A 15209-nucleotide genomic window follows, 5' to 3' on the forward strand; every position below is an offset into this window, starting at 1 on the left:
ACTAAATTACGGAACAGGAGATTGAATGAACGCAATAGGAAAAACCCCGCTTGTTAAGCTGGAGCGTCTTGCCGAACGCGGTTGCGCGGAAATATTTGTCAAGTATGAAGGCGCCAATCCTACCGGCAGCATGAAAGACCGGATGGCACTCTCAATGATCGAAGGTGCTGAAAGGAGAGGTGAGCTCAAACCCGGTGGGACGGTCGTCGAGTACACCGGTGGAAGCACGGGAAGTTCTCTCGCGATGGTGTGTGCGACTAAGGGCTACCGCGCCCACTTTGTAAGCTCTGATGCTTTTGCGGCAGAGAAACTCCGGACTATGCGCGCATTTGGTGCAGAGCTTGACATAATTCCAAGTGAAAATGGTTTGATCACGGCAAAGTTGATTAACTCTCTGGTGGAGCGCGCGAGAGAATTGAGTAAGCGCCCGAATACTTTTTGGACAGATCAATTCAACAATGTCGATAATAGGAATGCATATCACGAGATGGCAAGGGAGATCATCGCCGTTCTCGGAAAGAACATTGATGAGTTCATAGCGGGAGTCGGCACGGGCGGATGTTTCTCCGGAAATTCAGAAGTGTTTAAGAATGAGGTACCCGGCATCCGGTGCATTCCTATCGAACCGTTGAACGTCCGCTCGCTCTCAGGCGGTGATACATCGGGAACACACAAGCTTGAAGGTATCGGGGCCGGGTTCGTGCCGGCAATATGCAGACTGGATTTGGCCGATGAAATTATGGCTGTGTCGGACAAAGACGCATACGAAACCGCGAGAAAGCTTGCCAGAATGGAAGGGATATTCGGAGGAACGACATCCGGTGCCAATGTCTGGGCCGCGATTCAAAGAGCAAGAATCATTGGGCCGGAAAAGAAAATAGTCACAATCATTTGTGATTCAGGATTAAAGTATCTCGATGGAGATTTGTATAGATGATTCTGCGCACAACAATAAATCCATGAACGCATGAGAAACTGAGTCTTGAGTTTGTTTACGCCCTCTCCTCCGCGCCGGGGTCATAAGTAGGAATTGGTACTCAAACGTGAACGAAACTCGTTCGGAACTTTTCTTCGCGAAATATTGTCAGGTTAATGCGTCTCGAACTAAGCCGGTTAATGTACGTATCGTGAAGATAACTCCGATCATCAAATGCAGGAACATGCAGAAGTCGCTCGAGTTTTACACGCGAGTGCTTGGATTTATCCCGAAGTACCCAGAAGCTCATCCTCCAGTCATCGACATAGTCAATGGCGAATCTGAAATTCAACTTTCTACTCTTGACGGTGACGGCGAATTCGGGACCGCAGTGAATGTCCTTGTAGACGATGTCGATGCGGTGTACAGGGAGATTATCGCGAGAGGATTGGTCACAACCGATAGAGAAGATTCTCCGGTACATCGTCGACCGGTGCGCCAGACCTGGGGAATGAGAGAGTTCTACGTAGACGATCCCGATGGAAATACGATTCGGTTCAGACAACCGATTAGTTGATGTCTGCTCGGCTCAAAGATTCAGCCTCCACGACCACGCGCGCATTCACACCAATTGAACCTGACGATTTTCAGACCTATCAAACTGAATCACGATAACAGGAATCGAACATGAACGGCCACATATATTTTGAAATACAGGCGGACGACTTGCAACGCGCGGCGAATTTCTACGCGAAGGTTTTTGGCTGGAAATTTCAAAGAGATCCCGGTATCCCGATCGAGTATTGGCGGATACAAACGGGTGGTACGATGGGCGGACTTCTGAAACGGCCTGCAAAGGCACCGTCACTCGGTAGCGGAACGAACGCTTTCGTGTGTTCCGTGGAGGTGGAGAATTTCGATGCCACCGCCCGGACAATCGCGAAAGAAGGAGGAAAGGTCGCGCTCGAAAAGTTCGCTGTCACCGGAGTCTGCTGGCAAGGTTATTTCATCGACACGGAAGATAACACATTCGGTGTCTTTCAAGCGGACAGCTCGGCAAAATGAAATCGCGGTCCGCACAATCGAAGTCTCGATATGGGTTCGGATTGCCTGGACTGGCGCCTGAATGAGGACGACAGTTTACGTCGGCACCAGTCTTGACGGTTACATAGCCGGGAAGGATGGCGACATTGCGTGGCTATCTGAGTTCGAGAGCAAGGAGGTGTTCCGGTCGTACGCCGAGTTCATCAATGGCATTGACGCTATCGTGATCGGAAGGGGGACATACGAGACCGTACTCGCGTACCCTACATGGCCTTATGACAGAAAGGTTTTCGTGTTGAGTACAACCATCAAGGAGTTGCCTGAAAAATTCAAGAAGAAGGCGTCGCTTCTATCCATGAATCCAAAGGAAGTACTCGACCATCTTTCCGCGAAGGGTTTCTCTCGTGTTTATGTTGATGGAGGAAGAGTCATACAGAGTTTTCTGAGGGAAGATCTGATCGACGAGATGATCATTACCAAAGTACCTCTTCTCCTGGGAGAAGGCATCCCTCTCTTCGGCGATCTCGAGCAAGGCCTGCGTTTCATACATCTGCGAACGGAAGTGTATTCAAATGGTCTCGTGAAGAGTCAATATGAAAGACGCAGGATCTGAGTCAGGGCGGCGTTGATGGATCGGCCTCTTTGTCAGGTGGTGGCCCGGAGCTCATGGGCAACTAACCATTTGCGCGATTGGACGCGCTAAGCTTCGCGTGCCTTGAGCAATCGTTCTCTACCAAAATACACTGCAACTCCCGCGGCAATTATAATCGCGGCGTAGCGTATCTCGACCAAAAAATTATTCCGTGAAAAAAGTATGAAGAGAAATCCGGCGAGTGAAATAATTGCGGGGAGAGGATAGAGCCACATTTTGAATGGGCGTGGAGCCTCCGGGTGGGATGCGCGCCAGACGACCAGCCCAACAGTTTGAGAAATGAATTGAATGATTATCCTGATTACCACGAGCGCGGCGATAACCTGGGCAAGGCTGAGGAAACAGAATAGAATTGCGACGAATCCGAGCGTCAAGAGTGAAACATACGGGATCTTGTGTCTGTCATGGACGCGTCCGAATATCTTGAAGAAATTTCCATCCAGAGCCGCGGCATATGGTATTCTCGAATACCCCAGGAGAAGCGAGAAAACGGAGGCGAAAGCAGTCCACATAATAAGTATCGTCGCGAGGGATCCGCCCCAGCTTCCATATAATTTTTGCATCAGCGCAGAGATGAGGTAGCGGTTCTCGCCGTATCCTCCACCGCTCACGAGTTCCTGCCATGGGACCACACCGATAATGCTAATGTTCATTACAACATAGATGACGCCGACGAGAAGGATCGAGATAATTATCGTCCTCGGAATAGTCTTCTCCGGTTCCTTCACCTCGCCTCCGAGGAAGCAAACATTATAATATCCCCAGTAATCGTAGGCGGAGATCAGCATCGCCGAGCCGAGTCCGAGGAAGAATTCTTTAGAAAGATTGAATGCGCCGACTGGAAAATCGAACGCGATGCTCGCGTTAAAATGGGTCACACCCGCGAATATTACCCAGCCTACCGTCGCCATTACGACAATCCAGAGATACCGCGCGAGCTTGTTTATTATTGCGATCTTCCTGTATAGCAAGATGACCGCTACGAGGCATGCAACCATGGCGATGATTGTCAAGCCGGTCGCACTTATCGCGGCGTGCCCGCCGAGTGGGATATCCACGTGAAGGAAAGCGGCCCGGAGCGAAGGAAAGAAGTAAGAAGCATATTCGGAAAGGCCGATACACCCCGACGCGATCGAGAGTGGTGCGCTGAATATGAGCTGCCAGATGAAAAGGAAGGACATCATTTTGCCGGTCCCGTTCTTACCGTAGAGCTCACGTAGATACCGGTATGTCCCACCCGACCCGGGCATCGCAGCGCCGAGTTCGGCCCACACGAGTCCGTCACTCAACGCGATCACTGCCCCGAATATCCAGCCGAGCATCGCCTGGGGGCCGCCCATCGCCGAAATTATTAGTGGTATAGTGATGAATGGACCGACACCAATCATGTCGATCATGTTCAGCGAAACCGCACCTGAGAGCGTCAGGCCGCGAATGAGTTGTGGAGACGACGCGGAATCTTTGCTCGTATTCGAACCCAATCTACGATGAAGTTATGCGCATGTGTTTGAAATTCAAAGAAAGTGTCCGCGGAATCAACGGCACCATATCAATGAGCGAGATCTAAACCGGTCTCTCATCCTTTGCTACTTTTGCCTCTTCATCTTTTCTTTTCAGATATCAGATTAAAAAGCATTCTTACGCCTCCGTTGTTCAAGTCCTTGATTTGCCGGTATAATGCGAGTGATGTATAGACGTAGCTCCCCTTGCCATATCTTGCCCACAAAAGAGAAGTCGAGGGCTCCGTCTCACCCTCGTCGCTCATCGCGAGAAGTCTCTCATATTTGGCTGAAGTGAGCGCAGTGTCGCCGCTCGGGAGGTATATGCTCCGTTCCTGCACCCACCCGTCCCAATCTGAAGCTGAAATTTCATTCGGGTAGTGGAACAGCTGATTAGTCGGATCGAGTATTGTCACCGGTCTGTCTTCTTCAGTTACACGCTCCTCCGTGACGCCAATCGGGTAAGGCGCATAGTTGTGTCCGTCCCATTCGGGTGGTCTGTTATAAAAGCAGACTACATTTCCACCGTTGCTAACGTAATCAAGGAGTCTGGAATTGTATTTAACAAGGTCGGACCTGTAGAGATATCCTCTTATGTCGAGCACGATCGTGGTGAATTTGCCGAGGTCGCCCGTAGCGAGTGTCGATGAGTCGATCATCTCGTGCTTCACTCCGAATTCCTCGAGGACATTTTGAAGCGTGTTGTCGTATGTGCCAACCAACCCGATGTAGTCGCTCGAATCGAATTTTGCGCTGACAGTCTTCAGATAGGCGACATCGCTCATCGTAGTCAAACCGGGTATTGCCTCCTTCAGGTGCGGAACAGCATTGAAAACTAATGAGTCGTTGTCGGCTACAGCAGCAGGCAAGTCTACGGTTACTGACAGGCCGTCTCGCACTTGTGTTCCCAGAACCTGGTGCTCGACGTAAAGTCTTTGCCTGCTCCAGATTATGATGAGACTGAACTCGAGATACTTTCCAGTGTGGTTGAAAGTATCCAGATGAAACTTTAACTCATACCCACCGCCGGTTGTATCCTGTTTACGGATCAAGGAATATTTCGGAGAAACAAAAATGGAAAACGGATTCAGCACGACTGAGTATCTCGCGGGGAGCTCGGCCGGGGGATGAGCCGTGGGATGCAGACCTGAAAACAAATCATGGGCATCGTATGGATAGTTCATATCCTGCCTGACAAGCTTGTAAACGGGCCGACGAAATACATCCGGAAGATCTTTAAAGTCGAGTAGATCCATTCCCTGGGTCTTGTGCTGCTTGAGTGCGTCCCAGGCAATCTGCTGGACTGTTCGCGATCCGACACGTTTGTCGGTATCTATTCCGACAAGTGAATCGTCTTTCAATTTCGATTCGTTCAGGACTCTGAAATAAAGTTTCTTCACCTGCCAGGGTGTGATTCCACGACCGAGCTGTTCAGGATGATAGGTCGGGTCTGCAGCTTTGTCGAATGCTTCGAATGCTGTAATGCCGACAGCCTGGTGGTTGCCGTGCTGTCGGTTTGGCAGTGTCGTGATTGTATCGTGATTGGTTATGATGACATCGGGTTTCAAGGCGCGAATCATATAAACGATTCTCGAAAGCACGCTGTCCTTGCCGCCCCACATTCTGAAAGTCTCTCTAGCAGTCTTTGAAAATCCGAAATCCGAGAAGCCCAGAAAATAAATTTGTGTCCCGAGTATATTTGCTGCGCTCATCGTTTCCTCAGTACGAAGTTCAGCGAGCTCGTTGTAGAGTTCCGGTCCAGTAACGTTCTGGCCGCCTTCGCCTCTCGTATAGAATATGCTGTAAGCTTTTATGTGACGGATGCGCGAGTAGTATGCCAATGTCGCGCCGTCCTCATCGTCCGGGTGGGCCGACAGACACATCAGTACGAGTGCTTTGTTTCCTTGAGGCGATCCGGATACAGCTACTGCCGGCGACATGGCTGCGAAAATTATCGGGGCCACGACGAGAAACGATATCAGCTCAAGAAATGCTGCAAAATTCCTGGAAGTGGATTTGATCCTCATTTATTCACCTTTTTCGGAAAAGAGCTTGATTCGACATTCCTTAACGACGACAAAATAAGAAACATCGGATATAATTCCATTTCACCGGGGACTCTAATCATGTCAGGTTAATGACTATATTTTAGAACATGAAACGGATCTCGAATGGGAATCTATCAGCAGGGCAGGGCGAATGTTAAAGAAGATATTCGCGGCGATGGCGTTTGTTGGGGCAGCACTACTATTGTCATCGACCGGCCTTAAGGCGCAAACATACTTGAGCAACTTCACTTCTTTTACGGCGGCCGGGAAGGCGATAACCGTGCAGGCTGGACCATCAGCGTTGAGATTAACCTTTTACACTTCGGACATAGTGCGGGTCGATTACCTCCCGACTCTTTCCACGAAGATCGACTCGTCGCTCATTGTTATCCGCGATACGTCGACTTACGTGTCCCTTTACATTTCTGAAGGCGACTCGAGCGTGACAATGACGACCGCGGCGCTGAGAGTGGTCGTCGCGAAATATCCGGTAAGGGTCTCGTTCTATGAAGTGACCAACAAGCTTCTCCTGTTCGAACCGTCCGGCGGGGGAGTTGGAAATGCATCGGCTTCAAGGCTCGCAAATTTTTCATTCCAGTCGACAGATCACTTTTACGGCACGGGTGAACGCGGGATCCGTCTGGACTTACGCGGACTGGCGTTCGACAGCTATAACACGCAGGTTGGCGGTTACAGCTCGCCGCCTCCGTCAACAATGAACGTCAATGTCCCGTTCGTCGTATCGACGGACGATTATGGGGTTTATTTCGATAATACATACAGAGGACATTTCGATATCGGCAAATCATTGCCGAACGTCCTTACGTACACCTCGTCGGGCGGCGAGCTCTCATATTATTTCATTCACGGAATGTCGATGGCGGAGGTCCTGGCAGGATACACATGGCTCACAGGAAGGGCACCGCTTCTTCCTGCGTGGGCATACGGATACATTCAATCGAAGTTCGGCTACAGGAACGAGTCCGATGCGGAAGCAATGATCCAGCATATGAGGACAGATAGTATCCCGTGCGATGCGATCATACTCGATCTGTACTGGTTCCAAAATATGGGCGATCTTTCATGGAACACTTCGCTATGGCCAGATCCGTCGCTGATAACGTCGAATTTTCTCAGCCAGGGATTCAAAACCATCGTCATAACTGAACCATACATCATCCAGAGTTCCGCAAATTATTCCGCTGCCGACGCCGGCGGTTATCTTGCGAAGAACGGTTCGGGCCAGAGTTATGTTCTTGGCGGCTGGTGGTCGTGCGGATGCAACGCCGGTCTGCTCGACATTACAAATGACAGCGCGAGGGCGTGGTGGTGGAGCAAGTATGAGTCGATCTTCTCAACCGGAGTTACCGGCTTGTGGACGGACCTCGGAGAACCTGAACGCGATTATTCCGACATGCATTTCAGCTTGGGATCCGATACGGCAATTCACAACATTTACGATTTTCTCTGGGCGAAAACTCTCTTTGATGGATTTAACGCTGATTACCCGAGCCGCAGACTTTTCAACCTCACCCGGTCGGGTTACGCTGGAATCCAGCGGTTCAACACGGTTACCTGGTCGGGTGACGTTTCGAAAACATTCGGAGGTCTCGCTGTGCAGCTGCCCTTCCTTCTGAACATGGGTATGTCGGGAATTGCATACCAGAACTCGGACATCGGCGGGTTCGATGCGGGTTCGACCTCGGCAGAACTCTACACGAGATGGATGGAATTCGGCGCGTTCTGTCCAGTGATGCGCGCACACGGGTACGACGGCGACAACGGGACCGAGCCGTGGACCTTCGGCGCGGCGACTGAAAACATAGTCAGAGAGCTGATCAGATTGCGTTATGCGCTGTTTCCCTACAACTACACTTCGGCTCACCAAACTTATCTCGCCGGGATGCCATTGGCGAGACCGCTTGCACTCGAATTTCCAGACGATCAGAATGTTTACAACGAAAGTTCAGCCTACATGTGGGGGGATGACTTCATAGTATCGCCCGTCGTGCAGTCAGGTCAGACGAGCCAGAGTTTTTATCTGCCCGCCGGGAAGTGGATCGATTACTGGAGTGACAAGGTTTACAGTGGAGGCACCACTGTCACTGTCCCTGCCCCAATCGACCAGGTGCCGCTTCTTGTAAAATCGGGAAGCATAATCCCGATGCAACCCGTTCCTGATTATATCGGAGAGTATTCCGCCGACACTCTGTTGCTCGCGATTTATCCCGATCCCACCGTCGCTTCTTCATTCGAGCTCTACGAAGATGATGGAAGCTCGCCTCTTTATCAGGCCGGCTACTTCTCCACGACAGAGTTTGAGGGCACGTGGAGCGGTACTTCAAACGCAGAGGAATTCAGTATCTCGATCGGGCCCGCGGTCGGAACTTACAGCGGAAAATCTTTTAACCGCGTCTATCTCTGCGAGATCCACAAAGTGTCGTATCTTCCTGCCGAGGTCTTGCTCGGAAGCGTCGCGATGCAGCAGTTTCCGACCTACGATTCGCTCGAAGCCGAAAGCTCAGGCTTTTATTACGACCCGGGTGCCGAAATCCTCTGCACAAAATTTTCCGGAAACACAGACAGAGGTTACGTGGTCGTTCTCGACAGCGTCGAAGTGACCGGCGTGGAAAATTCTCCGGGCCAACCGACCGGATACCGGCTCGAGCAGAATTTCCCGAACCCGTTCAATCCGGGAACGAGGATCGGGTTCAGTATACCATCGCGTGAGAAAGTCTCTCTTGTTATATTCGATTCGGTTGGAAGGCGCGTTTCGATTCTGGTGGACGCTGTGCTAGACGCCGGACGACACGAAGTGGCATTTGATGCGTCAAGACTTTCTAGCGGAGTCTACTATGTCCGCATGACCGCGGGCAGCTTCCAGAGCAGCAGGGCAATGATGCTGCTGAAGTAGGAACCGTCCCCAGATTTTATCCCGTGAGTGGAGAAAAAACGCGCGATCTTGGATTGCCTTAGTGTTGAATCCTCGCATTGTGCTTCTTCCGATAGATGTTTCGACTTGAGCGATTTTCCATCCGGTTCAGCTGCGCCTTGTCTTTCTTCGTCAGCGTCCCGCCGTTTTTCGCCTTGTCGACCATCTTTCTCCGCTGTATGCGCCCCCGCTGACGTTCAAGGTTCCGGGTTTCTCGCGGGGTGAGCTGTCCGCTCTTAACGCCTTGCTTGATTCGTCTTTGCTGATTTATCTGACGCTTCGTAACTTCTCCCGGTTTTTTCGCCGGTTGCTGTCCAGGTTGATCCTGGGCTTTCGCGACTCCTGCCGCTCCTAACGCAAGGCAGGTAGCCAAGATTAATATCGATCTCTTCATGATGGTGCTCCTTTCTTCGGACTTTATCGATTTTGTTTGTCCGTCATTTGAAATTATGGACAAAAAGATAACGCATCGAGTTTAACAAAAGATCGATCTCCGGAGAATATAAATAATTATTAATGATGATTGGAAAATCAAATCGCGGATACCGGGCCATTCTCAATCTTATGGTTCCTGGTTTCTTCCGACTTCGGAATTGAACCGCGATAGACCGATTGCATTACCAGTCGAAGTCTCACAGAATGCGTAGACACGACGAAGATATCAATTCGTCTGTGTGTCTCACTGGCCTTCGTGGCTCTGTGGTCAGATTCAAAAAGAATACTGCGGGATAAATGCTGGCGATTCAATGTGGCGCACAACTGAACAGCGACTGTCATGGATCATTATGCGATCAAATCTGCTAACACGTCATATATTCAAGCTTGTAAATGTTTATTCTTAAGTTTATTATTTAAACGTGAATATACTGGCCATTGAGACATCGTGCGACGAATGTTCTGCCGCAGTACTTCAGGACGGCGTGCTGAAGTCCGTTGTCATTTCATCTCAATTGGTTCACACCGAATACGGCGGCGTTGTGCCCGAGCTCGCTTCTCGCGCTCATGTAGAATTGATAGTCCCTGTGGTCGAAGAAGCACTCAGGAAGTCGGCTATCCCGAAAGAAGAGGTGCAGGGTATTGCGGTAACTTATGGCCCGGGTCTTGCCGGCTCGCTCATAGTGGGATTGAGTTTTGCTAAAGCGTTCGCCGCCTCACGCGACATTCCTGTGGTGGGTGTAAATCATATGGAGGGTCATCTCTACTCGAGCTTCCTTGAAGACGACAAGCCGCAATTCCCTTTCGTCGCACTGATCGTCAGCGGCGGACACACTATGCTCATTCATGTTAGAGAACCGTACGTTCACGAGCTTCTAGGTCAGACACGAGACGATGCGGCGGGCGAGGCATTCGACAAGGTCGCTAAACTGCTTGGACTCGGATATCCCGGCGGTCCGATAATCGATAAACTGGCCAAAGAGGGAAACCCAACCGCCTTTAAATTCCCGCGCTCGTTTATGAACGGAGATTCGTTCGAATTCAGTTTCTCAGGAATAAAGACAAGTGTCCTGTACCTGCTTCGAGAACTCAGGTACGATCCACCTAATAAAAACGAGAAGCTCGTCAAAGATATTTGTGCCTCATTCCAGCGGGCGGTCGTTGAAGTCCTCGTCGAGAAAACCATAAGTGCCGCCCGACTTTATGGCGTGAACTCGATTTCAGTGGCGGGCGGAGTCGCGGCCAATCGGGAATTAAGAAGTACGCTCGTCTCGCGCGCCGAATCCATCGGCGCAAAAGCATATTTTCCCAGACCACTTTATTGCACGGACAACGCCGCGATGATCGGTATTGCCGCCGACTTCAAGTACAGGAAGTACGGGATGATCACGGACCTGAGTCTGAAGCCGGTGCCGAATTTACCCCTGGAAATGCAGTTTGAATAGAATATCACGACTCTTCGCGGGGAACGGTGCTGGCACCCTGCGGAAGAAAGTGTTGAGTGCCTACATCATTCCCGGATTCCCCAATGCCGGTGTCACTGTCGGGATGCTTGCCGCGGCGGAAAGAGCAGGAGTCGATCTTGTCGAACTCGGTGTCCCATTTAGTGATCCGTTGGCAGACGGGCCGGTTATCCAGAGAGCATCTCAAGTATCGATCGCGAACGGAACCAACGCGTTATCGATACTTCGAACGCTAAGAGAAATCCGCCGCAGGTCAGAACTGCCTATCATTTTAATGGGATATTTCAATTCGTTCATTAACGGCATTGGCGATAATTTTGCGCAGGAGATCCGGGACGCGGGTGCCGACGGCTTGATAATACCGGACCTGCCGCTCGAAGAATCGGGACAAGTCAAGAACAAGATCGAGTCCGCCGGGTTAAGCATCACTTTCCTGATGGCGCCGACCTCAACGGATGATCGGATAAGAAAGATCAGCGAGTCCTCTTCATACTTTAGTTATTGCGTTTCGGTCACCGGCGTGACGGGTGTGAGAAATAATCTTGTAAGTGATGAAGTCGTTCAATTTCTGGATCGTGTAAGGAAGAATTCCGTAAAACCATTTGTGGTCGGATTTGGAATTTCGACTCCTGAGGCCGCCGCGAAAATCTCAAAACATTCAGATGGCGTAGTTGTGGGATCTGCACTTGTCCAGCAGATTCTCGATGCGCCGGCTGGAGAAGAAGCTGATTACGCCTTTAGATTTCTCGGGACACTTCGAGCGGCGATTGACAGATGAAAGACATGAAATCGCTGAGGAAGAAGATCGATCGGCTCGACAAGCGGATCGTCAAGCTTCTCAACAGGCGTGCGAAATACGCGGACGATATCGGAAAGATAAAGGAAAAAGAAGGACTCGAGGTATATTCACCTGAACGTGAGAAACAGGTCATCGAGAATGTCAGCCGCGAAAATCCGGGACCGCTCACTTCAGAAGCTGTCAAGCGTGTCTACGAAAGAGTCATCGACGAATCAAGACGGCTTGAGCGTGAGAGCGCAGAAGAAAGAAGGATCTCATTTCAAAACAGGCACAAAGGCATGAACCGGTTACTGGATTTCCTCCGACTAAACAATCTTGAAACGGGATCGGTAAGGCGTAAAGTTGCAATTCTGATAGCCGCTATAGCCTCTGTCGTCGTAGTCCTTTTTGCTGTCTTCACGATTCCGTTTCACTACATTCCGGGAAAAGGCAAAGTACTCACCATCGACCGGGGAATGAGCGCCAACGAAGTTTACTCTCAGCTGGCTGACGATGGGTTTGTGACGAACCGTGTGTTCTTCAAGATAGTCGCGAAGATCTTTTCGGTGGATCACAGAATTAAGGCGGGCAAATACCTTTTCACAGGACATTTTTCCGACCTGCAGGTTATGAATTTGATTGCGTCGGGGAAAAGCAACCTTCTTGTAAAAGTGACGATCCCGGAGGGACTCACCATCAGGCAGATCGCACCGATCTTTCATGAAGAACTCGGAACCGATCCGGCGGCGTTCGCACAAGTCGCGCTCAGCGATTCGGCCGCATCTGCGATGAATATACCTTCCCGTAGTCTCGAGGGCTATCTGTTTCCGGAGAGTTACGATTTCTACTATGGTACTGATGTGAACGAGATTCTCACTCGCATGGTCGATGAGTACAGGGAATTCTTTAACGACTCGCTCCGGGCTCGGGCGGGGGAAATCGGCTATTCAATTTCGCAGATCATGAGAGTCGCTTCGATAGTCGAAGCTGAAGCAAGAGTCGACTCAGAGCGTTCCATAATAGCGAGCGTCTATTACAATCGTCTCAAGAAAAATATTCCCCTTGAGGCCGATCCTACGATCGAGTACGCTATCGGGGAACATAAACGGATCTATTACAAAGACTTGCAGATAAAATCACCTTACAATACGTACGAGAGGATCGGGCTTCCACCTACGCCGATCTGCAACCCGGGAAGAAAGGCGATCCTTGCCGCGCTTTACCCGGCAGATACGGATTACTTGTATTTTGTCGCAACCGGCAAGGGCGGTCACAAATTCAGCAAGACATTTGACGAACACTTGAAAGCGGTCAGAGCATACAGAAGACACCTGAGGAACCGATAGGCTGAGGTGATGGTCCTTTCCTTCATCATGCTCAAACTCAAGCAAACGATGGGCGGCGAGGGAATAAGGGGAATTATCAAGTTCCTAGCCCCGGATTTCCTCGTCGGTGCATTTCTTGCTTTCTCCGCAGTCGACGTGATGTCTGCGACCTCATTTGGTCGCTTGTACCTCGTCTCAATGGGAGTCGCGCTCTTCACACTTATTGTGGAGACAAGGAAATTTTTTTACAGCAGCGGCGACCTGGAGCGGTTCTATTTCGTCCAGCCGACAGTCGCATTCAGGGTGAGCTCGGCCGTCGTAATAGCCGTTGTGGATGTAATAGTGATCCTTTCATTGGCATTGCCTTTCCTGCTGATTAATCCGTACGCTGCCTCCCATCCGCGGCAGATGGCGGCGGCGATCGCAGCAGCCGCGCTTACATCATTCGCGAGTTACCTGATCATCGTCCTGGTGATTGCCTCGGCCCCGCGGCGAATCATGAACCTCATACTCACTCTGTTACAGGTGTTCACGGCCATCGCGCTCGTCGGGATGTTCCAGTTGTCAACCGACCTGCGGTCGAATTACGAAAGTCGTACGCTGATTTGGATTTTCGCCGCTGCTTCCGCCGTTCTCCTGCTGATCCCGCTCTGTCTCCCGGTCTTCGAAAGATTGCAGGAACATCTCAACACGATCGACTCCCGCCGGAATTTCGATCTGGTTTCATTGAGCGACCACGTTCGCGGTATCATCCGTCTCCACGGTGACGAAGAACGTGCGGGCTTCATTTTGCTCCTATCCAATCTCCTTCGCAATTCTTCCTTTCGGCTCTCCACCATCGCAGTCGCGTCAACCCCGGTTATGGTTGCTGTCTATTGGTCCGTCAGGCATGCAAGAATTGTCGACATCACGACGTCCTTCGGACCGATGCAGGCGGAGCTCATCGCCCCCTTCGCGTCAGTCGTCGTCTCAGGTATCCTGGTGCATTATTTTCTCTCGCAGGGCATCCTCACCTCCAGAAATTCAGAAGCCTCATGGTCCATCAGGATCAACGCCCCTTTCGATAGCGGGAACTTTGTAGCCGGAGTCCGAAAGGCGATGTTGGTATGCGTCCAGCTGCCGATGAGTTGTTTAATTTTCCTTGTTGTCGCATTTAATAACAACCTTACTGTGTCGTGCCTGGCAGCGTTGACTTTCTTTTCACTGACCCAGACGTCCGCAATATGGTTCTCGGTGATGCAGCGCAGTCTCCCGTTCTCAGTTCCGTATTCAAGGGTTGGACCGGTGGAGGGTGTGAACCTGGTTTTCATGTTCAGCTATTCCTTCGTCGTCTGTGCAGGCCTCCTTTTCACTTTCACCCGGGTCGGTAGTCTTTTGATGCTGAATGTTTTTGCGTTTATCTTTATGGCGATCCTCGTTTCTCTTTCGCGCAGGATCGTTAATAGAAGGATTAGACTGATTGTCTGACGACAGAAAAAAGATTGTGGTCGGAATAACCGGCGCGAGCGGGGCAATCTACGCCCTCCATACGGTGCGTGCGCTCCTGGCAAACGGCGTCGAAGTCCATCTGGTGATATCCGATTACGGGTTGTATGTGGTCGAAAGTGAGACGGACTTTCCGATTAAGAAACCCTCGATCCTCGATGCATTCAGAGAAAAGTTCGGCGACTGTGTTCTTGACGGTGCAATCGTAAAACACAGCAACAAGGATCTTGCCTCCTCTATCTCAAGCGGGTCATTCAAGACCGATGGAATGGTCATCGTGCCATGTTCCATGAAGACTCTTTCCGGAGTCGCTCAGGGATTCTCCAGCAACCTGATTGAGAGGGCGGCCGATGTCACGCTCAAAGAAGGAAGGACACTTGTCCTGGTCCCGCGCGAGACTCCGTTGAACAGGATCCACTTGAAGAATATGCTGGCGGCGGAAGACGCCGGCGCGCAGATTCTACCTGCTATGCCGGCTTTCTATCATAAACCGACAACGATCGAAGACCTCGCCGATTTCATCGCCGGCAGAATCCTGTCGCTGTTCGGAATTGAAGCACGACTTTTCGAACCTTGGCAAAAGTAATTTCGCGAATCTGCATGCTTGTCCCGCTTATCCTGATCGGATGCGC

General features: G+C 50.8%; 13 protein-coding genes. 10 read left to right on the top strand and 3 right to left on the bottom strand.

The window, feature by feature from the left end; all coding sequences use genetic code 11:
* Positions 1-25 precede the first annotated feature (25 nt).
* The 4 genes from VIS48_06925 to VIS48_06940 all read left to right on the top strand — a co-directional run bounded on the left by VIS48_06925 (position 26) and on the right by VIS48_06940 (position 2573).
* The gene (locus tag VIS48_06925; GenBank protein ID HEY9165879.1) at positions 26-937 is read left to right on the top strand and encodes a cysteine synthase family protein; all 912 of its coding nucleotides are present in this window, start codon (positions 26-28) and stop codon (positions 935-937) included.
* Between the two features lie 190 nt (positions 938-1127).
* The gene (locus VIS48_06930; protein ID HEY9165880.1) at positions 1128-1493 is read left to right on the top strand and encodes a VOC family protein; all 366 of its coding nucleotides are present in this window, start codon (positions 1128-1130) and stop codon (positions 1491-1493) included.
* A gap of 110 nt (positions 1494-1603) precedes the next feature.
* Positions 1604-1981, top strand: a complete 378-nt coding sequence (locus tag VIS48_06935; protein ID HEY9165881.1) for a VOC family protein — start codon at positions 1604-1606, stop codon at positions 1979-1981.
* Positions 1982-2042: 61 nt separating this feature from the next.
* Positions 2043-2573, top strand: coding sequence for a dihydrofolate reductase family protein (locus VIS48_06940; GenBank protein HEY9165882.1), 531 nt, complete (start codon positions 2043-2045; stop codon positions 2571-2573).
* 86 nt (positions 2574-2659) lie between these two features.
* On the opposite strand, the gene VIS48_06945 is transcribed toward VIS48_06940, so the two are convergent.
* Positions 2660-4093, bottom strand: coding sequence for an APC family permease (locus VIS48_06945; protein ID HEY9165883.1), 1434 nt, complete (start codon positions 4091-4093; stop codon positions 2660-2662).
* Between the two features lie 119 nt (positions 4094-4212).
* Entirely contained in the window at positions 4213-6138 is a 1926-nt protein-coding gene (locus tag VIS48_06950; GenBank protein HEY9165884.1) for a PIG-L family deacetylase, read from the bottom strand.
* A 172-nt stretch (positions 6139-6310) separates the two neighbouring features.
* On the opposite strand from VIS48_06950, the gene VIS48_06955 reads away from it, so the two are divergent.
* Positions 6311-9073 (top strand): TIM-barrel domain-containing protein, encoded by a 2763-nt coding sequence (locus tag VIS48_06955; GenBank protein ID HEY9165885.1) that lies wholly within the window; start codon positions 6311-6313, stop codon positions 9071-9073.
* 58 nt (positions 9074-9131) lie between these two features.
* Here the strand turns inward: VIS48_06955 and VIS48_06960 are convergent, their stop codons facing one another.
* Entirely contained in the window at positions 9132-9485 is a 354-nt protein-coding gene (locus VIS48_06960) for a hypothetical protein (protein ID HEY9165886.1), read from the bottom strand.
* A gap of 463 nt (positions 9486-9948) precedes the next feature.
* Here VIS48_06960 and tsaD point away from each other — a divergent pair, with 463 nt between their 5' ends.
* From tsaD to VIS48_06985, 5 genes are read left to right on the top strand one after another with little or no spacing between them, the layout of a single operon-like run.
* Positions 9949-10971 carry a tRNA (adenosine(37)-N6)-threonylcarbamoyltransferase complex transferase subunit TsaD gene (gene tsaD / locus VIS48_06965; GenBank protein ID HEY9165887.1) on the top strand — a complete coding sequence of 341 codons (1023 nt, stop codon included), beginning with the start codon at positions 9949-9951 and terminating at the stop codon, positions 10969-10971.
* The gene (gene trpA, locus VIS48_06970; protein HEY9165888.1) at positions 10964-11767 is read left to right on the top strand and encodes a tryptophan synthase subunit alpha; all 804 of its coding nucleotides are present in this window, start codon (positions 10964-10966) and stop codon (positions 11765-11767) included. The genes tsaD and trpA overlap by 8 nt, the downstream gene beginning before the upstream one ends.
* Positions 11764-13113 carry an endolytic transglycosylase MltG gene (gene mltG, locus VIS48_06975; GenBank protein HEY9165889.1) on the top strand — a complete coding sequence of 450 codons (1350 nt, stop codon included), beginning with the start codon at positions 11764-11766 and terminating at the stop codon, positions 13111-13113. Before trpA ends, mltG begins: the two co-directional genes overlap by 4 nt.
* Before the next feature lie 9 nt (positions 13114-13122).
* Positions 13123-14559, top strand: a complete 1437-nt coding sequence (locus VIS48_06980; GenBank protein HEY9165890.1) for a hypothetical protein — start codon at positions 13123-13125, stop codon at positions 14557-14559.
* Positions 14552-15163 (top strand): UbiX family flavin prenyltransferase, encoded by a 612-nt coding sequence (locus VIS48_06985; protein HEY9165891.1) that lies wholly within the window; start codon positions 14552-14554, stop codon positions 15161-15163. Before VIS48_06980 ends, VIS48_06985 begins: the two co-directional genes overlap by 8 nt.
* Positions 15164-15209: the final 46 nt, after the last annotated feature.

The sequence above is a fragment of the Candidatus Kryptoniota bacterium genome (assembly GCA_036567965.1).
Lineage (GTDB): Bacteria > Bacteroidota > Ignavibacteria > Kryptoniales > JAKASW01 > JAKASW01.